This is a genomic window from Pedobacter ghigonis (assembly GCF_903166585.1).
GTDB lineage: Bacteria > Bacteroidota > Bacteroidia > Sphingobacteriales > Sphingobacteriaceae > Pedobacter > Pedobacter ghigonis.
Map to the genome: position 1 here is coordinate 280,968 of NZ_CAESCM010000004.1, position 25,413 is coordinate 306,380.

The window sequence follows — 25,413 nt, forward strand, 5'->3', positions numbered from 1 at the left end:
TTATCGTCCTGACTGAAGATCAGGCCATGCCCGAAATGCCGAATCACCATCCCGCAGCAATACTGTGCAGGATTTGTATTGCCAAAAAAACCAAATAACAAAAACATGAAAATCAACTATTCCAAAATTAAACATCCGCTCATTGCAGGGGCCATTTTACTGCTCTGTTTGCTAACAGGTCACCCCGTTTTTGCGCAGCAAACCACTACCGTGAAAGGCCTCGTTACCGACGAAAAGAACCTCCCGCTACCCGGTGTATCGGTTTCGGCCAAAAACCTGAACGGAGGGGCATTACTCAATACACAGACCGATCCGGATGGTATTTTTCAGTTTAAAGCATTACCTGCTGGCTCCTACAGCTTCATTATCCGCTCGATAGGTTACGAAACCCAAACCATGAGTGGATACAGCCTTAAAGCCGGAGAGCAGATTACCATTACTGCTAAGCTGAAAGAAGAAAACAGTATCCTGCAAGATGTAGTGGTAGTGGGCTTTGGTACACAGAAAAAAGTAAATTTAACCGGTGCAGTAGCTACAGTTAAAATGGACGAAATACTGGGCGACCGGCCGGTAACCAGCACTTCGCAGATTTTACAAGGTGCATCGCCAGGCTTACAGGTTACTACCAACAGTGGTCAGCCGGGCGTACGAAGCAATTTAAACATCAGGGGCTTTACCTCCATTAACGGTGGCTCGCCGCTGGTATTGGTTGATAATGTGGCCATGGATATGGATGATATTAACCCCAAAGACATTGCTTCGGTAACGGTGCTCAAAGATGCATCGGCATCGTCTATTTATGGTGCCCGTGCAGCATTTGGAGTAATATTAATTACCACCAAGCAAGGCGGCCGCAACCAACCCATTAAATTCGAATATTCGGGTAACCTGGCCACTACCACTCCAAGTACTTTGCCACAAAAAACAACGGTAAGCGAATTTGTGCAGGCCTTGAGCGATTTTGGTACCACCTCTTACTGGGCAGGGCAAAATGTTAGCACCTGGCAGGGCTTATTGCAACAGTACGAACAAAACCCCGGTCAGTTTCCGGCATCAGGCATTGCCACCCAGGGCGGTATTCAGTATCCTTTGGCGCAGAGCGACCTGTACCAGTCTTTTATGCCGGGCGGATTTGAGCAGCTGCACAACCTCTCGTTTAGCGGAGGCTCTGAAAAATCGAATTTCAGGGTATCAACCGGTTATACCAACCAGGATGGGATTATAGCCACCAAATCTGATGCTTTTACCCGTTATAACCTGAACGCCTACCTGAATACCAACCTAACCTCGAAATTAATTGCCAGCATTAACGTGCTCTATCACAACTCGGTTAGAAACACACCCAGAGATTACAACGGCCTTTTTTATAATGCCATTACATTTGGTCCTTATGCACCAACAGGCTACGGCATTGCGCCAAACGGCTCGTCTCTACCCTACAATACCCCCAATAATATTTTAGAGAAAGAACCTTATAACATTAATAAAGACAACAACTTAAGGTTATTTGGTAAATTACAATACAACATTACTACCGGCCTTAAACTGAACGCCGAATACACTTTTAACCAGATTAACACCAACCGCACGATACAAACTACTGTAAACCAGTACATTAATCCGCTAAACTTTACCGTATCGCCCATTAGTGTAAACTCGAGCTATAACCGCTACAACAATGGCGTAAACTACAATGCAGTAAACGTTTATGCCAATTACAGTACCGTATTTGGGCAAAAACATAACTTCGATGCAGTACTGGGTACCAACCAGGAGAAAAACACCGAAAACAACTTTGAGGTAACCAGGTTAGGGGTAATCAGCCAAAGCTCGCCATCCATTTCGGGCAGTACGGGCAACATTACAAGTGCCGATGCTTTTTCTTCGTTTGCGGTTTCGGGTTACTTTGGCCGTATAAACTACAATTACGATGGCCGTTATTTGTTCGAAGCCACAGGGCGTTACGATGGTTCCTCACGCTTCCCCTCAGGTAGCCGCTTTGGATTTTTCCCTTCCTTCTCTGCCGGCTGGAATATCATGGGCGAATCGTTTATGAAAAACATCAAAACAACGGTTACAGCGCTAAAACTAAGGGCTTCTTACGGAGAGATTGGTAACCAGGTGGTGTTAAAATCCAATGGAGATCAGAATTATTACCCATACATCCCGGCTTCTTCGCCAGCCAACTCTACCTGGATAGATCCCGTAACCGGTGTATTGCGCGTAACCGTACCGCCACCTGCGCTGGTAAGTGCCAGCTTTACCTGGGAGCGCGTACAAACCTCAAACATCGGGCTCGATTTTGGTTTCTTCAACAACCGCTTAACCGGATCGTTCGATGCCTATATCCGTAAAACACTGGGCATGCTGGCACCGAGCAATGAGCTACCGGCCATATTGGGTACTGCTGCCCCTTTACAAAACGTGGCCGATTTAAAGGTGAAAGGCTGGGAACTTAATCTGGGCTGGAACGATAAGATAAACGAATTCAAATACTCGGTTAACTTTAATGTTTCTAATAATCAGGCTTATATTACCAATTACAATAACCCGAGCGGCCTACTGAATTTTAATGCCGACGGAACCATCTCCAATTATTTTATTGGGCAGAAAATTGGCGACATATGGGGCTACGTTACCCAGGGCTACTTCGGAACAGGCGATTTTGCCGCCGGAACGCTTAATGCCAACCTGCAAAACGGAACACTGCTACCAGGCATAGCGCCTTACCGTGGGGTGAATCAAAACCCGGGCGACATTCGCTTTGTTGATTTAAATAACGATGGTACCATTTTTACAGGCAACAATACCCTGGCCAACCCCGGCGACCGCAGCATTATTGGTAACAACAACCGCAGGTTCCAGTTTGGCTTTAATGGAAATGCCGCCTATAAAAATTTCGATTTCTCTTTCTTCATTAACGGAGTAGGCAAGCGCGACATCTGGATCAGCAACCAGGTTTATTTCCCTTACCTTGATCAGTTTAGCGGTATTTATGCCCATCAACTCGATTACTGGACACCCACCAACACCAATGCTTTTTATCCGAGATCATATTCGAATGCATCGGGCAATACCGGCACCAGCCGGATGGTACAAACCAAATACTTATCGAACGGCGCTTATATCCGATTAAAAAATGTTTCGTTAGGATATACACTCCCAGCCAAATGGTTAAAGGATAAGATGAAGGCCAGAATCTTCTTCTCGGGCGAGAACCTGTTTACCTTCGATCATCTGCCAGAAGGACTGGATGCAGAAGCAACGAACCTGGGCAGCGGTGGTATTTATCCCTTTATTAAGAAATATAGTTTTGGTGCCAACATTAGCTTTTAATGCCGGTGAAAACGAATAAACAAGGTACAAAACTTAAAGAAAAAATTATGAAAACTCCTATCATATCACTAACCCATATTAAGCACCTGATGTTATGCGGCATTTTAGTCGCAATAATGGGTTGCAATAAGTTAGCGCTTAAACCCGAGGGCCAGCTAACCCTCGAGAATACCCTTTCTGATTACAATGGCTTTTTAACCTATTCGTGGCAGTTTTACAATGCTTTTAATGGCTACACCAACGATATGCTGGAAGATGAGCTAAACAGCGATATGTTTGCACGTGCAAATCCGAACGGGCAGTCGCAATGGATCTGGCAACAGGTTACCATTCCCTCCTCTTCCGATTCGTACTCGAGGCCTTATGCCAATATCCGCACCATTAACCTGATGCTGGATAATATCGATCAGTCTACATTAAATGCTGCCGACAAAGATCACTGGCGTTGCATAGGCTATTTTTTCAGGGCTTACAATTACATTACCCTCCTTAACCTGTATGGCGATGTGCCTTACACCGAACATGCTTTAAACGATAAATCGGAAGAACTGACCCTGCCACGCAGTGCAAGAGATGTGGTAGCGACCAACATTTTAAAAGACCTGCAATACGCCGAAGCAAACTTAAAAAACGGTGATGGCGATAACACCATTAACGTGCATGCAGTTAGGGCACTCCTTTCGCGCTTTGGCTTAAGGGAAGGTACCTGGCGTAAATACCACGGTTTAGGTGGTGCCAACACCTATTTACAGGCCAGTGTAGATGCTTCTACCAAACTAATGGTCACTTACCCCACACTGAACACCAACTACGACCTCGATTTTAACAGCGTATCGTTAGCAGGAGCGCCTGGAATTATCCTGTACAAAGCCTATGTAGCCAATCAGATTACCCACAGCCAGTCTACCCAAACCCGCAATTCATCGGGCCGTTACGATCTGACTAAAGCCGCTGCAGATATGTTTTTAATGAAAGATGGCGAAACCCGTTTTACAAGCCCACTGTTTCAGGGAGATAAATCGCCTTTTACCGAATTCAGGAACAGAGACAGGCGTTTGTACTACTGCGTACCGCCGCCCTTTAATGTAAATACCAATCCACCCAGCCTTACTTTTACCTATACCACTAACCCGGTTGATACTTCGTACTTCGGTTTAATGCAGGCCATTTCGGATGGCACACATAAAACATTGCCAACCCGCAACTGGAATGGTTTTGTGGTAAGACAAGAACCACACTACGTAGATTTTCCGAACGGACAGCCTTACTCGGTTACCTATACAGGTTACAGGTTTTATAAATATTACAACCAGCAAGTACAGGATGCGCAAGGACAAGACATTAGCGATTGTCCGCTGTTTAGAATGGGCGAGATTTTGGCCAACCATGCAGAGGCTACTTACGAACTGGGCACGTTTAGTCAGGCCGTAGCAGATGCAACCATCAATAAACTGAGGGCCAGAGGGGCCGTAGCCGCCTTAAATTTAAGCGCAATAGTAGCCGACCCTACCCGCGACCAAAGCATAAACCCTGTTTTGTGGGAGATCAGACGCGAAAGGGCGGTAGAACTGGTAGGTGAAGGTTTCAGGTTTGATGACCTGCGCAGGTGGAAAAAAATGGAATATGCCATGAAAGAAAAACTAGGCCGTTACCTCACCAAAGGTGTGGATGTACCAGCCAATAGCATTATACCCATCCAGAACGGAGCATCGGCAGGCTATATTTCTTATTTAGGAGTACCTCCGGGCACTTTTCCCGATTATTATTACCTTTATCCTATTCCATCTAATCAAATCGTGCTTAACCCTAAAATTGTACAGAACCCGGGCTGGAAATAACAGCCTCAGATATAATTACCCAACAACAGGAGCTTGCTAAAGGCTCCTGTTGTTCGAATACCTCAAACCAATATAATCCCGATCCTACCTTATGAAAAGCAGCAAAAGAAACGTCCTCAGATACACCTTCCTGATCTTGGGGTGCACACTATCACTTTCGGCAGTAAAAGCCCAGCAAAAGCCAAACATCATCTATGTATTGGTTGATGATTTGGGCTATGGCGACCTCGGTGTCCTTTTCCAGAACCAGAAAGATAAAAACCTGCCGGCTTTAGTTACGCCTAACCTCGATGCCATGGCAAGGGCAGGAGCAGTGCTTAGTCAACAATATGCCAATGCACCGGTTTGTGCACCTTCGCGGGCCTCATTGCTTACAGGAGTAAACCAGGGCAATGCCCACATCAGGGATAATCAGTTTGATAAGGCCCTCGAAAACAACCACACCATGGCCACTGTACTCAAAGATGCCGGTTATGCCACTGTAGCCATTGGGAAATGGGGCTTGCAGGGAACTGACGAAAAGCAGCGTCCCAACTGGCCTGCCCACCCATTAAAAAGAGGTTTCGATCAGTACTATGGTTATATGCGCCATGCCGATGGCCACGAGCACTACCCCGTTGAAGGCGTTTACCGCGGTAAAAAAGAAGTTTGGGACAATTACAGTGAGGTATCGGCAGATTTGCAGAAATGCTACACCACCGACCTTTGGACCGCAAAAGCCAAAGATTATATTATTGGCTTTGAAAAGCAGCATCAGGCTAAACAACCTTTCTTTATGTACCTGGCATACGATGCACCACATGCCGTATTGGAGCTACCCACACAAAGTTACCCCAAAGGAGGCGGCCTGAACGGCGGTTTGCAATGGCTTAACCAGAAAGGAAACATGATTAATTCGGCTTCGGGCACGGTAGATAGCTATACCCATCCCGATTATGCAAATGCCACTTACGATGATGACCGCGATCCGGCTACCCCAAATAAGCCCTGGCCAGATACCTATAAAAGATACGCAACGGCTGTAAGGCGATTGGACGATGCAATAGGTGATATCCGTGCCTTACTATCAGACCTTAAAATTGCCGACAATACCATTATCGTGTTTACCTCTGATAATGGGCCATCGATAGAATCGTACCTGCCTAAGCAATATGTGCCTAACCACCCTACCTTTTTTGAGAGCTATGGTCCTTTTGATGGCATAAAACGCGATTGCTGGGAAGGTGGTTTGCGTATGCCTTCGGTAATTGCCTGGCCTAAACGCATCCCTGCTGGCAAAGTGGTGAATACCCCCTCTATGCTATCAGATTGGTTACCCACTTTTGCAGATGCTGCAGGCGCGCCCATTCCGGCGCGGGTTACCGGCGTATCGCTGGTGCCGGCTTTAACCAATGCGGGCAAACAAATAGCAGGCAATGTATATGTAGAGTATTTCGAATCGGGCAGTACCCCCGCTTTTAGTCAGTTCGAAGCTAACCATGCCAGCCGCAAACGAAACCAGATGCAGATGGTGAGAATTGGCGATTTAGTTGGTGTGCGCTACAACATTAAATCGGCAGCCGACGATTTTGAAATCTACAATGTGGTTAAAGACCCTAAACAGACCAATAACCTGGCTAAACACGCAGATTTAAGCGGGCTACAGAACCAGCTCCGTAACAGGGCACTACAATCGCGCATGATGGATCAGGAAGCGAAACGCCCTTATGATAGCATCGCCATTCCAGGCATACAAATGCCTAAAAGTACTAAACCAGGCTTAAAATGGTCGTTCTTCCCGGGCATCTTCCATTATGTGTCGGTTTCAAACCAATCGAAGCCCGCAGCAAGCGGAATAGTTCAATCTTTAGCTACCATTACGGCTAAAAATAAGGGACTGGTTCAATATCAAAGCCTGTTAAAGATCGATAAAAAAGGCACTTATACCTTTAGGCTGAGTACACAAGGCAAAGCTTTTGTAAAGCTGCACCAGATTAACCTGCTTGATGCCGATTTTGGTTATACCAGCGGTAAGGAAATTGAAAAAACAGTTAGCCTTGAAGCAGGTTATCATCCGCTAAGTATTTATGCCTTAAAAGGCACCAATACTAGCCTCAAACTGGATTTTAAAGGCGACGATGGCGTATGGCATAATTTAAGCGGAGAGAACGCGGTGTACTAGAGGATGGGGGGATGGATGATGGACTTGAACTATTGGCTATTAACCATGAGCCATTAACTATCAACCATCCCTAATGAACCAATGACGAATGAACTATCGAACCACCCTTTGTAACATTTCTTTCGGTGAAGCTTAACTATACCAATTTATCATAACTTTAATGAACTGATAAAATTTTAAGATGACAACAAGAAGATTTTTTTTACAAAAAGGAATATTAGGTATAACTGCAGCAACGCTGGTTAATATCCCGGCTGTTTTCGCAGCGCCTGTTGAAGCAAATGTCGCTGTTGAAGACACTTTTAAATTAGCCATTGCAGGCTATAGCTTTCTGAATTTTAACCTGGATGAATCGCTTAAAATGATGAAAAAGGTTGATGTACGCTACCTCTGTATAAAAGATTTTCATTTACCCTTTAAAAGTACAGCAGCAGAAATTGCAGCCTTCCATGCTAAACTTAAAGCCAATAATGTAGTAGGGTATGCCGTAGGCCCCATATACACCAAAAACAAGGAAGAGATCGATAATGCTTTTGATTATGCAAAGCGGGTAGGTGTCGATTTGCTGATCGGAATTCCGGCTCATGCTGATCTGGAATATGTTGCCCAAAAGACAAAAGAATACAATATTCGCTATGCCATTCATAACCACGGCCCTCAGGATAAATTATATCCCAACGCAGAAAGTATCTATAACCTGATTAAAAACCTCGATCCACGTGTGGGAATCTGCTTTGATATGGGGCATAACAAAAGAGACGGACGGGATTCGGTTGCAGACCTTCAAAAATTCTCGAAACGGATTTTTGATATGCATTTAAAGAATGTAACCTCAGCCACAAATGAAGGTACTACCTGCGAACTCGGCCGTGGTGTAATTAATATCCCTGCCTTCGTAAAAATGCTGAGAAAAGTTAATTACAAGGGCTGCTGTAGCTTAGAATACGAAAAAGACATGAAAGACCCATTAGCAGGCATAGCTGAATCGGTGGGTTATTTTAAAGGGGTTAGCGATGCTACCCGCTAGGGCTGTTTGTAAAGTGTACCGCTATAAATCTTCTTAACTGACTATACTCAGCTTATGAAAGCGCTTGTAAATACTATTTTAATTCTAATTATTTCTTTTGGTAATGCACTAAATGACGTTCCTAAAAACAAGTTACAATCTGGATGGTATCTGATAACGGATAATAAAATAGCTACTTCAATTAAATTGAATAAATCTGATAAAGTCTATAAGATTGAAAAGGAGATATTAGTAAAAAGCATACTAGATATGGAGATAACTACGGAAAGATATGGCAATAAGAATCATCCAATATTAAACTTCACTTTAGATAATGATGCAAGTTCAAAACTGGCATCATTACCCTCGGGTTTTAATAATGATAGGCAAGTGGGACTTATAATAAATAACAAACTTATTCAAGTCTCAAGCATCTTTGGCAAATTTTCCGGAAACAAAATAAGTCTGTCAAGTCAGTATACAAAAGAAGAATTGCTAAAGCTTAAAAAATCAATTGAAGATGAAAAGCACTAGTCGTAGTAAAAAACATAGCCTTAAAAAAAAACGCTCATCTTACGATGAGCGTTTTTTTGAGTAGAGCCAAGCGGCGAAAGATCGAACTTTTATGAACATTGTGAAGCGATAGTCAATTTTGAAAAAGTTGTGAAGAACAAAATTGAGGGGCAGTATAGGGGAAAGAAATTATTATAAGTGTTTTTCAGTTATCTGGTTGATGACAAGCTATAGTAGGACAAGACATATTGCTACATAAATTATTTTAATTAAAATAGCCGGGCTTCAATGATTATAACGATAAGATCGTTGACGACCTGAAAGTGGAATGCAGGCTCCAAAATCTAGAGCGATAGCTGGACATTTATGATCGGTTTATTGCTGGTCCATTTAAATTTACTTTCTTTTTGACAGTAATGAACTTAATTTTTCTTATATTGTTAGTACCTTTGGATTATGGCAGCAAGTCGTGTGAACACTCAATTGAACCTAAGTGCATTGGCCAAAATGATGTCCAATGCGGGTTTGCAACGCCTGCTTTTTGCTAAAAACTTCAAGCAGCAGGCTAGACAGCTGAAATGCCTCTTACAAAAAAATGGAGTAGAAGTAGAGAGAAAAACTATATTCTCCGAATTGATCGACATCTCCTACAACCACCTCCTCGCAAATTATCGCCATGAATACCTGTACAAGGTGGCATTGTTGAACAGTTATGTGCTGGAAAACCACTCGCTATCGGATACGATACTGTTGAACGAGTTCAAGATCGGAAATTCGAAGGCCGATGCCGTGCTGGTCAACGGAACGAATAAGGTTTTTGAGATCAAGACAGAGCTTGATAGCCCGGAGAGACTGTGTACACAGATCGACGACTATTACAAGGCCTTCTCAGAGGTATATATCGTTGTTCACCATTCTGAAGTTGGCAAATACGTTAACTGCGTGGACAGTCATGTTGGTATGATGGCATTTTCCCAAAACAATGAAATAGCGCTGGTCAAACCAGCTAAGTGCCACTGCGAGAAACTCGATAGCTTAGCGATGATGAAGTCATTGCGCAAAGACGAATATTTAAGGTTGGTGTTTAATGTTGCGGGAGCACTCCCATTGGCAACACCAGTTCAGCTGTTCAAGGAATGCGCGAAACTGTTGTCTGCTTTTCCCGTTTTAGATGTTCAAACTGAGTTCCTCAGCATTATCAAGCGGCGTATCAGCCCTTCTACCAATGACTTGGTACAGAATAAAATTGTCCCTGCTTCGCTACGACTACCTTGCTATTATTATAATCTAGATCAGAATGACTATCTTAGCTTAGTTGAAAAACTAACTTATCAGCTATAAATTAACGTCATGTATCTACCATACCTTAGGGGAAAACAGTTTGAACTGCTTGCATTGCGAGAGCTATGTACCCTACCACTAGACAATAATAAGATCTCTCCGGTTGTTGAACCACTAAAAAAAGACCTGAAAAGTATCGAAACCGCGTTGACTGCCCTAGGCCGTATAAACATCGTGATGCAATTGATCGTAAACCCCGAACACGGTGAGTTAAAGGGGAACGGCGAATCCGTCCTCAATTTTATCGATAGGCTTTATGAAAAAGGATTCGTCCATGTTATCCCGACCTATCTGATTTCCAGTGAACGTGATTTCAACTATTTCCAGAATACTGCAACAGCAAGAGGATATCTCAAATCGGGCTATTCCCTTGTACACCTCAACCACATCAGCAGTGTCACTGAGCTAAAAGCGCTCGTAAATGCCAGCGAGATCCAGTTCAATATCATCCACGTGAACCATCAGATGTCATTGAAACGTGGGTTCAAACGTGAAGGGCTGGCCCTATTAAGTGATCCGTTTAACAAGCAAAAGAAGAATGCCGACTACTTGCATGTACAGAGTGAATTTTTTTCCAATGATTATCTTTATTATACCGACGAGGGCTTTTCGGCCTTTTCTGACTACCTAACCATAGGATCGGATTATGTAGAGGGCGGAATGCTACCTTATGCGGTAGCCATTCACCTTACCTATAAGGATCAGGCTTCCGGGGAGATCTGGATCAAGCATTTCACTTCGGATTCGAATGAAGATTATAGCGATACGCCCGGTAAGTTTGGGGAGGCACTAGACAAGCTTATCGCTTTTATCGATTTAGAGCAGCTGAATACAATAGCGTGCGAGCAGTTTCGTGACTATCATTCCCGTGGAGCATTTCCGGGACTTGGTGTGGTCAAAAAGCTTTCGATCATGCACCATATCGAATTGATCCAAGGCTTAATTTAATACAGAATGTTGTGCTGTACAAACTGTTTTTCCGATCAAGGATTGAAAAAACGGATTGAGTCCCTGTCGACCAAGCATGGCAACTGTAATTTTTGCGATTCGAAAAATGTAGCAGTCGTCAATTGCACTGATCTTAGTACCGAATTCGAGCAGCTATTCGAAATGTATGTTGAAAATGGAGATGCCAAAAAATCACTCGGAAACGATCGGCCCGTTCAGATCCATGAGCACTTGCTGGAATACTGGCCACGACTTTTCAATTCTGGGTTGCTCACGAAAAACAACGTTCTACAGCTGATAAACCAGATTGGACGTGGCTGGGACCATTTTCATGATGAATTTTTTGAGATACCGATGGAAATCCGGACGTTGCTGGATTCTGCAATGGGTGCTGCAGAGGATCTGGAACTTCAATGGGAAATGTTTTCCGATGAGATCAAAACAAGGAACCGCTTTTTTATAGGTGAGAAAATCGAAACTGAACGACTTGAAAGTGTATTTGGACGGTTGGTGATCTATTACCCTCCTGGTACGGAATTTTACCGTGCAAGGATTTCAGATAGCCATTTACCAGTTGCTGAATTGGGAAAGCCGCCTAAGAGCCTGACTTCACCAGGCCGAGCAAACCCAATTGGGATTCCGTATCTTTATATTTCCGACAGTAAGGAGACAACGCTTTACGAAACCAGGGTTGCCCTTCATGAAGGTATAACCGTCGGAAGATTTGTGACCACTGAGACAATCAATGTTGTTTCGTTAAAAAATATTGCACACCATGGCCCATTTGAAATCATCGACCGCGGCTTTGCGCTTGACGAATTTATTCTGATAAGGCAGTATCTGATCAAATTGGAACATGAACTGTCCAAGCCCGTTAGAAAGATGGATGTTCATCTTGATTACCTGCCAACCCAATATCTATGTGAATTCATCAAATCACTTGGTTTTGATGGAGTGGAGTATAAAAGTGCGATGAATGCCGAAGGCTATAATATTGCCATTTTTAAAGAGGGAAAACTGGAGTGTATCAATTCTGCCTTCCATCATGTTACAAATCTCACCTATGAATGGGAACCAAAATAATTACTAATGGCATACTTTATAAAAAGTAATAAACAAACCAAGCTTAAGCCAACTTGCTCCATTGTAAATTCCAAAAGGGGTTTTATAAATGTCTATGATCCATAATGTTATTACACCAAGTTTAAAATCTTCGTTTCACCAGCTGCAGGTGGGAAAACAATCAAATCCGTAAATTCTAGATAATGAAAAATCCTGATACAAAAATAACTGTTCAAACTAAAATTCAATATCCCGCAACTAACACTCTCGATCGAGAAACGAGATGGGTTGCAATTGAATTACCTGCCGAAGATAATTTTGGAGAATTGGAACTTTGGGCATTTCAGGGAATTATTGTCTCAATAGGATATATGGACGATGAGAAGCAGAGAATTATCGGCAGCGGTGTTATGGTCGCGCCAGGTATTTGTTTAACGGCAACTCATGTTATGGATGTAATGCGAAATAAAAATGCGCTTGTCTATTCATTTCCATGTAAAAATAGCATGAGGATTTGGCGCCCGCAAGATTTTCAGGCAGAGCAAAGAGTAACGGCCGAAATAATGCCTTTTCAACGAGCTACTCCACGTTATATTGATGTGGGTATACTGTCGATTTCGCCCTTTTCAATATTTAATGATAATAGTGATTATGTTTTTGTTCCTTTGGAAGTTTCGATTCCAAAAATCGGTGAAAGGCTTTGGGCTGCTGGTTATAGAGAGATAGAAAATGATGGTGTTCCGACACTATCATTTTTTTATACCTCAGGTATTGTAACAGAGCAATATCTTGAAGGAAGAGGAACATTTATAAATGGGCCTTGTGTAGAAGTGGCTATGGAGACCCTTGGTGGAATGAGTGGTGGACCCGTTTTTAACAATAGGGGGAGAGTAATAGGCATTATATCTTCGAGTTTAGATGGACCAAAAGGCCCTACATATGTATCAATGATTTGGACTACTCTTATGTCTACTGTTATGGCCCCGTGGCCAGAGAATCTTTGGCCTGCGAACGTTGCGGGGATGCAAGTTCCGATTGATAATGGTATCAAGCTTTCAGGCTCTGGTAGATTAGATAGTGCAGGTGCATACAAAGTAAAATTTCCGGAACAAGACTCAGAATCAATGCTTTCGATTTTTATCACTGCTGGTATCGACGTGCCGATTGAAAACTACGATATGGAAGATTTCGCTTACGAAAATTTTGAAGAATACCTAACAGGTGAGGGCCTCAAATATTTATCAACAGTTGATAAAGATATTTTTGATAGAGCATTGATTCAAACTGAATATACAGAAATTATCAAATTATTCAGTTGTTGCGACGCCACCCTGCTGGAGGGGATTGAAGATTTGAACATTCAATCTGTTAAGGTATTGGATGATGGAAACATTGGTGTTGACGCTCTCTATAATCTACGTATTGTATTTATGAGACTCAAAATTCCACGCCAGCAATTTGAGGCCCACAAAAATCATATCTGTTCACTCGAAGGTATGCACGATCAAGTAATTGATGAAGATTACGTATATTATGATCATTACACAAGACCTTTTTTTCGAGTTAATTTTAGTTATAGTATTGAATCCAGAAAATGTAAGGAAGTAAGATTCCAGGCCCTTACTTTGAAAATCTAGTGGTTTTTGTCTTTTAGATTTTAGTGCGCTGTGAAAATGTTATTTTTAATTGGATTGTGAAAGTTGTTGTATTTTAACTCTTCAATCTGCTTATGGCTGGAGATTTCAGAAGGATTGATCAACCAGTTCAGTAGCGAATTGACCAGCAAATAAAAACAAGATGAAGTTTTGAAAATATTGATAATCAATATTTCCAGCTGGTTAATTTTCACCGAAATATACTGACTCCCAATTCCGAAACGACATGGTCACCCCAAGCGAAATCTCTAGCAACTCTAAAGAAATAACTTGGTGTACCCTCGATAAGCTGAATAGTATTGATCTACAGAGATAATTAGATCATGGATCTGTTGCAGAAATTTTTGAAAATTATGCTATGTTGGACATCCTAGATAAAATGCATCTCATCAAGCCTTATCCCTCCGTCCAAGGTGGACTTCTTTACAAGAGAAATTTCTTTGGAATTACTCTCTGGATTCTCAAAAATACTGGTGTTGAATAAAAACGATTAATTTAGATATGAACTTTATAGAAAGAAAGATTTCTGTTAAACGGGCAATTTCTATTTTGGCTAAGAATGGTGTCGCTGTTGACGATAGGGAAACAGACGTTATCTTGGAGTTTCTTTATTTGGTGGCAAAGAATTATAACAAAATAGAAGATGTGCAAAACGCTCAAAACCCTAAGAAGAAGTCGAACCTGTTAAAATCGACTTAAGTATATTCTTATAGCTACTTTTTAGACCATTTTGGATAAAAGTCTAAGAAGTTTTTTAGTGATTGTCGAACAGGATTTGGCCAAGTTGTAACAGTTTGGGCCACAGATTTTTATTGGCATAAAAAAAGGAAACAACCTGTATGTGTTGTTTCCTTATGTAGCCCCGAGCAGAATCGAACTGCTATCTAAAGTTTAGGAAACTTCTATTCTATCCGTTGAACTACGGGGCCATTTAAACAGCGGCAAATATAATAAAAGTTTTGATGCAGCGAAGCCCATTACAAGAAGCATTTAATGAAATAAAATTGTTTATAAAGAAACAACGGCTATTCTTCTAGTTAGGCAAAACAAACTCATTTTAACAGAAACATCTTTTAGATCAGTTAATTAAAAAACTGTACTACTCACCATAATAAATCTTTTGAATAGCCTCATCTTTGCCTTATCAATTTATAAATAACATGAAATTAGCAAATAATAAAATTCTGATTACAGGTGGCGCAACAGGCATTGGCCTGGGATTGGCCGAAAGATATATACAAGAAAACAATACGGTAATTATCTGTGGCCGGCGCGAATCGGCTTTGCAGGATGCAGCAGCAAAATTACCTTCGGTAATTACCAAAACATGCGATCTATCGCATGAAGCAGGCAGGATTGAGTTGTACAACTGGATCGCAGAAAACCACGGAGATTTAAATGTATTGATAAACAATGCAGGCATCCAGAACTGGATGAACATTGGAGATGACGATTTTTATGAAAAAGCAAATGATGAAATTACTACCAATGTTTTGGCACCTATTCATTTAACCAAACTGTTTACCCAATTAGATGCGCTCGATACCATTATCAATGTTACTTCTGGCCTAGCATTCGTTCCACTTTCTTCAGTACCTGTTTATTGCGGAACCAAAGCTTTTATGCGTTCTTTTACCCTTTCCTTGCGCCACAGCTTAAAAGACTCGAAAATAGAAGTGATTGAAATGATTCCGCCTGCTTTAAATACTGATTTAGGTGGTAAAGGCATCCATGATGCACATCCTGCAGTGAGGGATTTTGTTGAGTCGGTATTTGAACAGATGAAAGCAGGAAAAACCGAATTAACTTTTGGCACAAGTGGGGATAGGGCAAATGCAAATAACGATACTATAAGCGAGTATTTTAACCGCATGAATCCATAATTCAGGTTTGATATTCAAACAAAAAGCCATTTGATCGACTTTGGATCAAATGGCTTTGGTATTTAAAAGTAGGATTATCTGATTACGCTACCTTCCTGAAACTTCTCAGCTGGAACTACGAAAGTCAGTTTACCTTCGGCATTTTCGGCCATTAAGATCATACCCTGCGATAAAATCCCTTTAATTTCACGTGGTGCCAGGTTAACAATCATGCTCACCTGCTTACCAATAATATCTTCAGGTTTATAATATTCAGCTATGCCCGAAACTACCGTACGTTCATCAATACCGGTATTAACGGTCAGCTTTAACAGTTTTTTGGTTTTTTCTACCTTTTCGGCAGCTATAATAGTGGCTACACGGATATCCATAGCCGAGAAATCATCAAACTGGATATTCTCTTTAGCTGGCACTGCAACAGCCGTAGCCGCAGCATTGCTGGCTTTGCTCTGGTTTAATTTCTCGATCTGGAAATCGATAGCCGCATCTTCTATTTTATCGAACAATAGAATCGCCTCGCCAATTTCATGACCACGCTTAAGCAGATTAACCGATCCGGCATCCTCCCAATCGTGACCACCGTTTTTAAGCATGTTCATTAGCTTTTCAGCTGTGAAAGGCAAGAATGGTTCGATTAAAATCTGGATATTGGCTGCAATCTGCAAAGCAATATTCAGGATCGTTCTTACACGGTCTTCGTCGGTTTTAATTAGTTTCCAGGGCTCGGTTTCGGCCAGGTATTTATTACCCAAACGGGCTACGTTCATTACTTCGGTTAAGGCTTCCCTGAAACGGTAATTTTCGATAGAAGCCGATATTTTAGCCGGATAGCCCGCCAGTTCATCAATAACCGCCTGATCTACCGCTGTAATTTCCATACAGGTAGGCACCGAGCCTCCAAAATACTTATGGGTGAGTACTACTACACGGTTTACAAAGTTACCCAGTATGGCTACCAGTTCGTTGTTGTTTCTGGCCTGAAAATCTTTCCAGGTAAAATCGTTATCCTTGGTTTCGGGTGCAGTAGCGGTTAATACATAACGCAAAACATCCTGCTGCCCTTCAAACTCTCTTAAATATTCGTTTAACCATACCGCCCAGTTTTTGGAGGTCGATATTTTTTGGCCTTCGAGGTTTAAAAACTCGTTAGCAGGTACATTATCTGCCAGTGTATATTCACCATGGGCCATTAACATTGCAGGGAAAATAATACAGTGGAAAACGATATTATCTTTACCGATAAAGTGTACCAGTTTGGTTTCATCACTTTTCCAGTATTCTTCCCAGCCGCATTTATCGCTTTCGTAGCTGCTGATATAGTACTCTTCTGCTTTAGGGTTCCAAACATCCAGTTTGGCATAGTTACAAAGCTCTTTAGTGGCCGAAATATAACCTATCGGGGCATCGAACCATACATAAAGCACTTTGCCTTCAGCATCGCGTAGTGGAACGCGTACGCCCCATTCTAAATCGCGGGTCATGGCTCTCGGCTGTAAGCCAGCATTTAACCAGCTTTGGCATTGTCCGTAAACATTTGGCCGCCATTCTTTATGGCTTTCTATATACGTTCTTAAACGTTCCTCGTACTGATCTAGTGGCAGAAACCAGTTTTTGGTTTCCTTTAAAATGGGTTTATCGCCCGAAAGGGTCGATTTAGGATTAATTAAATCGGTAGCATTAAGCGTAGAACCACAATTTTCGCACTGATCGCCATAAGCATTCTCGTTACCGCATTTAGGGCAGGTACCGGTAATGTAACGGTCGGCCAGAAACTGCTTTGCTGTAGCATCGTAATATTGCTCGGTAATTTCTTCAGTAAACACGCCTTTTTTATAAAGGGTTTCGAAGAAATCGGCCGCAGTTTGATGGTGCGTAAGTGATGAAGTACGGTGGTAAATATCGAAAGAAACACCAAACTCCTTAAAAGAATCACCAATAATTTTATGGTACTTATCAACTACTTCCTGAGGCGTAATACCTTCTCTTTTGGCCTTTAAAGTAATGGGTACGCCGTTTTCGTCAGATCCACAAATGAACTTTACATCGCGCTTATTCGACCGCAGGTAACGGGCATAAATATCGGCAGGAATGTAAACACCGGCAAGGTGCCCAATATGAACCGGTCCATTGGTGTATGGAAGTGCCGCGGTTACGGTATATCTTTTTATTTTACTATTATCCAAAACAATTTTTATTAATTTGGCAAAGATAAGTGTTTTGAAGATGATTAAGCAGCCCCCGTATTTAAAAAAAGGAGATAAGATTGCCCTGGTTTGTCCGGCAAAGAAATTACCCAAACCAATTGACCATGCCATAGCGCTTTTAGAAAGCTGGGGACTGGAAGTTATTTTGGGCGATAGCGTATATGCCAGTCACCACCAGTTTGCCGGTACCGACAAATTAAGGGCTAAAGATGTTCAGCGTTTTTTAGACGATCCATCCATCAAAGCCATTATTGCAGGCCGTGGTGGTTACGGTACCATCCGGATTATTGATGAACTTGATTTTAGCATTTTTAATCAGCACCCGAAATGGGTAGTTGGTTTTAGCGACATTACGGTACTGCTTTCTCACCTGATTGCCCAAAGCAATACGCAATGTATCCACGCACAAATGCCTTATACTTTTGACGAATCGACAGAAGCGGCACTGCTTGCTTTGCAAAATTCTTTATTTGGCGTGAAACAGCATTATACCTACCAAAGCACCTTTAAAAATAGGGCTGGTGTAGCCGATGGTGTATTAATTGGTGGTAATTTAACTTTACTGGCCATGATGCAGGGTTCGGTTTCAGAAATGGATTACGATGGCAAAATCCTTTTTCTGGAAGATATAGGCGAACACGAATACAGTATCGACCGGATGTTGCGCATGCTGAAAAGGGCAGGTAAACTGCAGAACCTGAAAGGTTTGATTGTCGGGGCCTTTAACGAAATTGCTGAAGAAAAGATCTCGTTCGGGCAAACTGCCGATGAGGTAATCTGGGATATTGTAAAGGAATACGATTATCCGGTTTGCTTTAATTTCCCAACGGGACACATTAACAATAACCTCAGCATGGTTTTAGGGGCAGAGTTAGCATTAGAAGTAGAAACAAACAACGTTCAATTTACATATTTATAAGATGGCTATTTTAGACAATTTAGGGAAGTACAGAAACACAGGAATTTTACTTTTACGCCTTGGCATTGGGGTGATGTTTATTATACATGGCTTTCCGAAACTGGCCGGCGGTCCCGATGGCTGGACAGGCTTAGGTGGCAGCATGAAGGTTATCGGTATTAATTTCTTACCTATATTCTGGGGATTTATGGCTGCTGCTACCGAAACTTTTGGTGGTTTTCTATTAATCGTAGGCCTGTTTTATCGTCCTGCCTGTATTTTATTGGTATTTACGATGATTATAGCCGCTCTGGTTCACTTTGGTAAAGGCGACGGACTGGCGGGCGCGAGCCATGCCATCGAATTGGGCATTGTATTTTTCAGTCTGATTTTTATTGGCCCTGGAAAGTATAGCGTAGATAAGAAATAGTTGGGGTATAGCCCAACATGGATCATAAAAAAGGGTTCGGAGGTCAATCTCCGAACCCTTTTTTTATAAGGATATTAGCTTAAAATGTGTTTACCAAAGGGTTAGTGTTTAACTCGCCTATTGGAATAGGGAAAGTATAACGCTGATCGGTAATGGGAATAGAAGTACCTGCTCCAAATGATGGAAGTGGTGCAGCTTTCCGGGCTAAATCATTATACCTGAAACCTTCTGCCAAAAGCTCTATTCTTCTTTCTTTTAAAATTGCTGCTTCCAAAGCGGCCGGTGTAATTAATACGCCATATACAAAACCGGCATCAGAACGCGTACGAACGGCCTGCAATAAGGCTTTCGAACGGATCAGGTTACCTCCTGGTGCTAATGCTTCCGCTTCGGCAACATTTAACAATACTTCGGCATAGCGGATAATCGGCACAAAATCAATAAATGGCGATACCGCACCATATTTAATCGGGTAAGAATGCAATACACCTGAAATGGTTGCATCTTGCGTTAAAAGTGATTTTCTGGCATCAGAGGTTGGCCATACCGGATCTGCATAAATACCTGCACCCGTTTTGTTTAAAGAAAACTCCAGGTTTCCGTTTCCAGCCCAGCTGTAGTAATAACCAAGTTGATTTTGTGTACCTGGAGCATTGGTATCGGCCATCGGGAACGAGAATATCGATTCGGAAGTAGTAAACGGTGCCTGAAAAACACTTACAACACTTGGTTGCAAGGCATGGGCTGTTCTTGCCGAATTGGTAAATGGTGCAATTTGCGGAACCAGTTTATTGCCTTCCTCCAACACTTTGGCATAGTTACCCATAGCTAAATACACACGGGTTTTTAGGGCAATAGCACTGTTTTTATGGGCACGTGTAGTACGCAATAAAGGGGTGCTGTAGGTATCAGGTAAACCCGCCTCAGCTTCGTCAAGATCTTTAATAATTTGTGCGTAAATGGCAGCAACTGTACTGCTTTTAAGTGCATTATTAGCCAAAGATGTTTCGGGTGTTAAACGAAGCGGCAATCCTCTCGATGCACCATTATCAGCGATGTAAGGCTTTGCAAAAATTTGTATCAGCGCAAAATAGTTTAAGGCCCGGACAAATTTAGCCTCGCCAGCATAGTTTGCGTTAATAGCAGGTGTTAAAACCGTACTGTTTTTAGCCAGTCCATCCAGAAACAGGTTTGCCCTGTTAATGGTTAAATAAGCCTGCGAAAAGAAACTCGCCACATAGGTATTGGTTGAGTTATTGGTACCCTGATAAACATCGTAACCCGTAACACCATTACCGGTTCTGTTTACAAATTCTTCTGCCCTGATGTCATTATAGATCAGATAACGGCCACCAAACAATGAACCTGATTTGGATGATACATACAAACCGTTTACCTGTCCTAAAATTCGGGTAGGGTTTGCAAATGCTTCCTGATCGGGAAGGGTAAGTTCCGGAGTCTTTTCTAAAAATTCTTTCTTGCAGGAAGAAATACTTCCAACTAGGGGAATTGCAAGTATAGCTGCTGTAGCCAACTTCAATTTATATGTTTTGATATGAAATAATTTCATGGATATGCTGATTAATATTATAAACCTAAACTAATACCAAATGTAAATGATCTGCCCTGAGGGATAGAGTTACGCTCTACACCGCTGGCCAGGTTGCTGTTACCATTGGTTGATATTTCCGGATCCACACCTGTATAGTTTGTAATCAGGAAGGCATTGTTTACCGATGCGTAAACACGCACACTGTTTATACCTGATTTGCCAAAAACACTTTTTGGAATGCGGTAACCCAAAGTTGCTGCCTGTAAACGTAAGAAATCACCTTTCTCTACGTTGGCATCAATAGCAAATGAAGATCCGTTCGAAACGTTATCGCCATATACTACCCTTGGAATATTGGTTTGCTGACCAGGAGTTGTCCAGGCATTTAAAACTTCTGTTGAGTTGTTCCAAACGCGTTGATCTAACAAGCCGGCACGCGAACCGTTGTAGATATAGTTTCCACCCGAAAAAGTAAACATGAAGTTTAAATCGAAATTGCCATAGTTTAACGTGTTATTAAAACCACCATACCATTTAGGCAGGGTTCCGCCAATTACCTGTGCATCGCCAGCAGGAGATGGGGCAGCGGTTCCATCGAGGTAAGTCCAGGCGTTAGCGCCCCCAAAATGCAGGTACTGAACTTCACGTCCGGCTGCATTAATGTAAATTCTGCGTCCGTTTGCTGGGTTTACACCATTTGTTCTCACCGCATAAATACTACCAATTGATTCGCCAACCCTTGTAACACTTGCAGACTCTAAACCTCCTGTTGTACCAATAATTTGCGATACATTAGGATCTAAAGCAGTTACTTCGTTTTTAATTGTGGTAAAGTTTAAATTGGCTGTCCACGAAAACTTTTCTGTTTTAATGGGTGTACCACCTAATGCAAACTCAAAACCTTTATTGTACATCGAGCCAACATTGGCAAGAATAGTTCCGGCCGGGTCGTTCGGAATACCTTTAGATAAAGCCTGAGGAACATTTAACAATAAATTATTAATGTCTTTTTTGAAATAATCGGCCTCAAAGGTTAATCTGTTATTGAACAAGGCAACGTTTAAACCAAAATCAAGCTGATTACTGGTTTCCCATTTCAACTCTTTGTTACCTGCCTGACCAAAAATCCATGCAAAAGGCGTTACGCCGTAAAGTCCGGGGCTGTAAGTAGTATATTCGCTATACGCAGGCACATTTGCATTACCTACGCGACCGTAACTTGCTCTGATTCTTAACGAATTTACTGTTTTACCCAGTGCCGAATTTTTAAAGAAATCTTCTTCTGAGATGGTCCATCCTACAGATCCGCCACCAAAGTTACCCCATTTATTATCTGATGATAAAGCAGAGTTTCCATCTCTTCTGAAGTTACCACTGATGTAATATCTTCCTTTGTAATTGTAGCTTGCACTTGCCAAATAGGCCTGAAACGCAATTTCGTTAATACTGTTACCACCCGGTACGTTTGTAGTAAATGTACCCTGAAACTGATCAAAGAAAGTAGGATCGCCCAATCCCTGACGGATAGCGCCCCAGTTTTCTGTCCTCGTATTCTGAACATCGCTACCGATAGTCAGGTTTAAATTGTGTACGCCGTTAAATGTTTTCTGATACTGTAAAGTGTTAATCCAGTTCCAGTTATTTCTGCGGGCAGTATTGTTATAGGCATAACCATTAAACGAATATCCATCACCCTGAAGCGGGTTCCAGAACTGAATATTTTCGGTATTTGCTCTTTCCCACGAGAAATTAGACCTGAAGTTTAAGCCATCTATAATTTTAAAGTCGGCTCCTAAATTGGTTAAGAACCTGTTATTTTCCGAGCTGTTAACATCTTTATCAATCAGTACAGTTGGGTGTGCCCAGGTACTGGTTATCAGGTTTGCAGCATTACCTACGTTATTGGCCGAAATATTATAACCACCTGCTGCATTATAAACCGGCACGTTTGGCGCTATGGCGATGGCTATACGCCCCAAACCTGATGAGTTAAATGCTGCACCCGGAGCCGAGCCACTATTAGGTGCCTTGTTAATGCTATTGTTATAATTCACGTTCATGCTTAAGCTTAACCAATCGGTAGCTTTATGCGTAGCGTTTATACGGGCAGAATACCTTTTGAAAGTATTATTTTTAAGGAAACCATCCTGATCGGAAAGTCCGCCTGATAAATAATAAGTTGTTTTAGCAGTACCACCGCTTAAGGTTACGTTATGGTTTTGTGATTGTGCTGTTCTGTAAACTTCATCGTACCATTTGGTATCAACCAACGATCCATCAGCATTATAACTTGGAAAGAAGCTTTTATTATTCGCATCTCTTTGTGATGCTGGTACTGCATTTGGATTTAAAACCAGTGCATTTGCAATGGCCGTATTTTTGCTATCCATGTATTGTTGTGCATTTAACAACTCGGGTAAACGTACTGCATTGTTCACACCGTACCATCCATCATAGGTAATTTTAGCATCACCGCTTTTTCCCTTTTTAGTGGTAATTACCAATACACCTGCTGCAGCTCTCGAACCATAAAGGGCAGTCGAAGCTGCATCTTTTAAGATGTCGATGGTTTCAATATCAGCCGGGTTGATATCGCCCAGTGGATTGTTGGTAGCAGAGTTTGCAGATGCATCACTTGTTGGAAAGGGAATACCATCTACCACAACCAATGGAAACGAGCTTAATGAGATTGAACTCACACCCCTTACACGAATAACCGGCGGATTGTTTAACAAACCATTGGGTTGAATAATACTTACCCCTGCAGCTTGTCCGGTTAAACCCTGCACAAAACTTTGAACGGGCTTGTCTTTTAAATCTTCGCCCTTCACGCTTGCGGCTGAGCCAGTGAAATCGCGTTTTTTAGTTACACCATAACCGGTAACCACCACGTCGGATAATGTTTTAGAATCACTTACCAAAGCCACGTTAATTGTGCTTGCCGCACCAACGGCTCTAGATTGGCTTAAATACCCGATAAATGAAAATTCAAGCGCCGTAGCCCTGCCTGAAACGCGAATGGTGTACTTACCATCAGCACCAGTTATAGTACCGCCTGCAGCACCCTTAATTTTAACACTTACGCCTGGAAGGGGTAGCCCATCTTCCTGACCCGTAACGGCCCCTGTGATTGTTCGGTCTTGCGCTATTGCAGTGCTTGCAATAAAAAGCAATATGAACAAACTTTGTAGAAGTTTTTTCATAAGAAAATTTAGTTTAGTTAATGATTGTTAAATAAAGTTTTAGTGTTTGTTATCTGTTTTTTTAGGGAGAATGATTTTACAACGACTATCAACTATTATTACTGACACATAATTAATCAGCCATAAAACATGATATAAATATTACTCAAAATGTATGTTACACCCCTAATAGTCGAATTATTAATTGTTAATGAAATAGACGTGGGTCTTCTCTGGCCGCAATTGGGCTAATGATTGTACAATATGGCATAATTGCTCCGGTAGCAATGAACACCAATATGAACAACCCCGGTTGGAGTTTTTTCATGAATTAGTTTAGTTTTAGGTCAATAATTTGTCAATATAAAACTAACTAATGTGTAATGCAAATTTTACAGATAGAAAAGCGCTGTCATAAATGGCATGAAAATGTAGATATGAGGATAGAAATCAGGGCAAAATATACCGTATTGAGCCAGAAACGAATAAAATGGTTAAGGAACCTGGGATTTTAAAAAAAATGAATTCGCACGAATAAAATACAATTACATTAAAATGAGATTAGAAAATTACCTCATAAATAAGCGCTTATAAGACAAGATTATCAAAATCATTAATGTTTTACGCATCAATTTCTATTTCGTTTTTTGAATTGTCTTCAGTTTTAGTGGAAACAAATGTGGAAAAGCAGAAGTAAAGATTCACATAAAAAAAGAGCCTGATTATAATTTATAATACGGGCTCTTGCAAATCTTAATGTTGTTTCTTTCTTAATATTAATCGATCATAATCGGCGGTTGATTAACATTACCTATAGCGGTAATTGCTACGTATGTGGGAGAAGCACTATCCAGAATAAATTTTCCGGTAATTGTTAAAATACCATCAGAAGAAACTCCATACTGTGAAACATAGGTACCAAAAGATGGAAGACTTGCAACAGATGGGTCACCATTGATATATTTCGCAAAATCTGCATAATAATCTGACATTGCCTGTCCAGTATTTACAGGAACACCATTAACGAAAGTACCAAATTGAACGGTAAAATATGGCCCACTAAGCGTATAACCCAAAAAGGTTATTACTACTCGCAAAATGACTAACAGCAGGCCCCCATAGAAGGCCATTTTCCTGGGCTGTCATACTAAAAGGGTGTGTAAAAGTGGTTCCAAAGGTAATCCCTCCGCCATAAGCCGTAGCGTATTCTCCATTTCCATTTAGATAAACTGGAGTACAATTATCTCCTCCTGTACTTGGCGGAGCATCGCCTGGCGTGTAGTTTAATGCGCTGTTCTTAATTACATTGATAATTGGCTTAAAATCAGCTTGGGTTTCTTCTTTTTTTTTGATTCCTTTTTGCAGGATGCAAAACCGATTACAACTAGACATACCATTGCCGCT

Annotated in this window: 18 protein-coding genes and 1 tRNA gene; 13 read left to right on the forward strand and 6 right to left on the reverse strand. The window is 41.6% G+C overall.

The features are described 5' to 3' along the window. Positions 1–105: 105 nt before the first annotated feature. The 10 genes from HWV58_RS08865 (at position 106) to HWV58_RS08910 (ending at position 14,559) form a co-directional block, all read left to right on the forward strand. On the forward strand, positions 106–3,336 hold the full coding sequence (locus tag HWV58_RS08865) for a SusC/RagA family TonB-linked outer membrane protein (protein WP_175633756.1): 3,231 nt from the start codon (positions 106–108) through the stop codon (positions 3,334–3,336). A 47-nt stretch (positions 3,337–3,383) separates the two neighbouring features. Continuing rightward, on the forward strand, positions 3,384–5,174 hold the full coding sequence (locus HWV58_RS08870; RefSeq protein ID WP_175633757.1) for a RagB/SusD family nutrient uptake outer membrane protein: 1,791 nt from the start codon (positions 3,384–3,386) through the stop codon (positions 5,172–5,174). Between the two features lie 91 nt (positions 5,175–5,265). Continuing rightward, positions 5,266–7,335: a sulfatase-like hydrolase/transferase gene (locus HWV58_RS08875; RefSeq protein WP_175633758.1), complete on the forward strand. Its 2,070-nt coding sequence runs from the start codon at positions 5,266–5,268 to the stop codon at positions 7,333–7,335. A gap of 181 nt (positions 7,336–7,516) precedes the next feature. After that, the gene (locus HWV58_RS08880; protein ID WP_175633759.1) at positions 7,517–8,362 is read left to right on the forward strand and encodes a sugar phosphate isomerase/epimerase family protein; all 846 of its coding nucleotides are present in this window, start codon (positions 7,517–7,519) and stop codon (positions 8,360–8,362) included. A 54-nt stretch (positions 8,363–8,416) separates the two neighbouring features. After that, complete coding sequence (locus HWV58_RS08885; protein ID WP_175633760.1) at positions 8,417–8,875, forward strand: hypothetical protein; 459 nt, start codon at positions 8,417–8,419, stop codon at positions 8,873–8,875. A gap of 435 nt (positions 8,876–9,310) precedes the next feature. Then, positions 9,311–10,195, forward strand: a complete 885-nt coding sequence (locus HWV58_RS08890; protein WP_175633761.1) for a sce7726 family protein — start codon at positions 9,311–9,313, stop codon at positions 10,193–10,195. A 9-nt stretch (positions 10,196–10,204) separates the two neighbouring features. Then, a complete protein-coding gene (locus HWV58_RS08895; protein ID WP_175633762.1) occupies positions 10,205–11,143 on the forward strand; it encodes a sce7725 family protein in 939 nt (312 codons plus the stop codon). Between the two features lie 42 nt (positions 11,144–11,185). Beyond that, positions 11,186–12,226 carry an RES family NAD+ phosphorylase gene (locus HWV58_RS08900; protein ID WP_175633763.1) on the forward strand — a complete coding sequence of 347 codons (1,041 nt, stop codon included), beginning with the start codon at positions 11,186–11,188 and terminating at the stop codon, positions 12,224–12,226. A 182-nt stretch (positions 12,227–12,408) separates the two neighbouring features. Next, positions 12,409–13,842, forward strand: a complete 1,434-nt coding sequence (locus tag HWV58_RS08905; protein ID WP_175633764.1) for a S1 family peptidase — start codon at positions 12,409–12,411, stop codon at positions 13,840–13,842. A 519-nt stretch (positions 13,843–14,361) separates the two neighbouring features. Continuing rightward, entirely contained in the window at positions 14,362–14,559 is a 198-nt protein-coding gene (locus tag HWV58_RS08910) for a PTS sugar transporter subunit IIBC (RefSeq protein WP_175633765.1), read from the forward strand. 158 nt (positions 14,560–14,717) lie between these two features. Here the strand turns inward: HWV58_RS08910 and HWV58_RS08915 are convergent. Next, positions 14,718–14,789: transfer RNA gene (locus HWV58_RS08915), tRNA-Arg, on the reverse strand. A 231-nt stretch (positions 14,790–15,020) separates the two neighbouring features. Between HWV58_RS08915 and HWV58_RS08920 the strand changes: the two genes are divergently transcribed. Beyond that, a complete protein-coding gene (locus tag HWV58_RS08920; protein WP_175633766.1) occupies positions 15,021–15,743 on the forward strand; it encodes an SDR family oxidoreductase in 723 nt (240 codons plus the stop codon). Positions 15,744–15,817: 74 nt separating this feature from the next. On the opposite strand, the gene metG is transcribed toward HWV58_RS08920, so the two are convergent. Then, positions 15,818–17,926 (reverse strand): methionine--tRNA ligase, encoded by a 2,109-nt coding sequence (metG, locus tag HWV58_RS08925; RefSeq protein ID WP_175633767.1) that lies wholly within the window; start codon positions 17,924–17,926, stop codon positions 15,818–15,820. 40 nt (positions 17,927–17,966) lie between these two features. Here metG and HWV58_RS08930 point away from each other — a divergent pair, with 40 nt between their 5' ends. Beyond that, the gene (locus HWV58_RS08930) at positions 17,967–18,866 is read left to right on the forward strand and encodes a S66 peptidase family protein (RefSeq protein WP_175633768.1); all 900 of its coding nucleotides are present in this window, start codon (positions 17,967–17,969) and stop codon (positions 18,864–18,866) included. Position 18,867: 1 nt separating this feature from the next. Further along, positions 18,868–19,275 (forward strand): DoxX family protein, encoded by a 408-nt coding sequence (locus HWV58_RS08935; protein ID WP_175633769.1) that lies wholly within the window; start codon positions 18,868–18,870, stop codon positions 19,273–19,275. A gap of 79 nt (positions 19,276–19,354) precedes the next feature. Here HWV58_RS08935 and HWV58_RS08940 read toward each other — a convergent pair whose 3' ends face one another. The 4 genes from HWV58_RS08940 to HWV58_RS08955 all read right to left on the reverse strand — a co-directional run bounded on the left by HWV58_RS08940 (position 19,355) and on the right by HWV58_RS08955 (position 25,401). Further along, positions 19,355–20,845 carry a RagB/SusD family nutrient uptake outer membrane protein gene (locus HWV58_RS08940; RefSeq protein ID WP_175633770.1) on the reverse strand — a complete coding sequence of 497 codons (1,491 nt, stop codon included), beginning with the start codon at positions 20,843–20,845 and terminating at the stop codon, positions 19,355–19,357. A gap of 17 nt (positions 20,846–20,862) precedes the next feature. Continuing rightward, entirely contained in the window at positions 20,863–24,030 is a 3,168-nt protein-coding gene (locus HWV58_RS08945; RefSeq protein ID WP_175633771.1) for a SusC/RagA family TonB-linked outer membrane protein, read from the reverse strand. Positions 24,031–24,785: 755 nt separating this feature from the next. Further along, a complete protein-coding gene (locus HWV58_RS08950) occupies positions 24,786–25,085 on the reverse strand; it encodes a hypothetical protein (RefSeq protein ID WP_175633772.1) in 300 nt (99 codons plus the stop codon). After that, entirely contained in the window at positions 25,069–25,401 is a 333-nt protein-coding gene (locus HWV58_RS08955; protein WP_175633773.1) for a hypothetical protein, read from the reverse strand. Before HWV58_RS08955 ends, HWV58_RS08950 begins: the two co-directional genes overlap by 17 nt. Positions 25,402–25,413 lie beyond the last annotated feature (12 nt).

Coding starts and splice junctions, on each gene's coding strand:
- HWV58_RS08940 (WP_175633770.1), bottom strand. CDS start 20,845: ATGAAATTATTTCATATCAAAACATATAAATTGAAGTTGGCTACAGCA.
- HWV58_RS08920 (WP_175633766.1), top strand. CDS start 15,021: ATGAAATTAGCAAATAATAAAATTCTGATTACAGGTGGCGCAACAGGC.
- HWV58_RS08890 (WP_175633761.1), top strand. CDS start 9,311: ATGGCAGCAAGTCGTGTGAACACTCAATTGAACCTAAGTGCATTGGCC.
- HWV58_RS08955 (WP_175633773.1), bottom strand. CDS start 25,401: ATGTCTAGTTGTAATCGGTTTTGCATCCTGCAAAAAGGAATCAAAAAA.
- HWV58_RS08865 (WP_175633756.1), top strand. CDS start 106: ATGAAAATCAACTATTCCAAAATTAAACATCCGCTCATTGCAGGGGCC.
- HWV58_RS08870 (WP_175633757.1), top strand. CDS start 3,384: ATGAAAACTCCTATCATATCACTAACCCATATTAAGCACCTGATGTTA.
- HWV58_RS08930 (WP_175633768.1), top strand. CDS start 17,967: ATGATTAAGCAGCCCCCGTATTTAAAAAAAGGAGATAAGATTGCCCTG.
- HWV58_RS08905 (WP_175633764.1), top strand. CDS start 12,409: ATGAAAAATCCTGATACAAAAATAACTGTTCAAACTAAAATTCAATAT.
- HWV58_RS08880 (WP_175633759.1), top strand. CDS start 7,517: ATGACAACAAGAAGATTTTTTTTACAAAAAGGAATATTAGGTATAACT.
- HWV58_RS08875 (WP_175633758.1), top strand. CDS start 5,266: ATGAAAAGCAGCAAAAGAAACGTCCTCAGATACACCTTCCTGATCTTG.
- HWV58_RS08885 (WP_175633760.1), top strand. CDS start 8,417: ATGAAAGCGCTTGTAAATACTATTTTAATTCTAATTATTTCTTTTGGT.
- HWV58_RS08945 (WP_175633771.1), bottom strand. CDS start 24,030: ATGAAAAAACTTCTACAAAGTTTGTTCATATTGCTTTTTATTGCAAGC.
- HWV58_RS08935 (WP_175633769.1), top strand. CDS start 18,868: ATGGCTATTTTAGACAATTTAGGGAAGTACAGAAACACAGGAATTTTA.
- HWV58_RS08910 (WP_175633765.1), top strand. CDS start 14,362: ATGAACTTTATAGAAAGAAAGATTTCTGTTAAACGGGCAATTTCTATT.
- HWV58_RS08895 (WP_175633762.1), top strand. CDS start 10,205: ATGTATCTACCATACCTTAGGGGAAAACAGTTTGAACTGCTTGCATTG.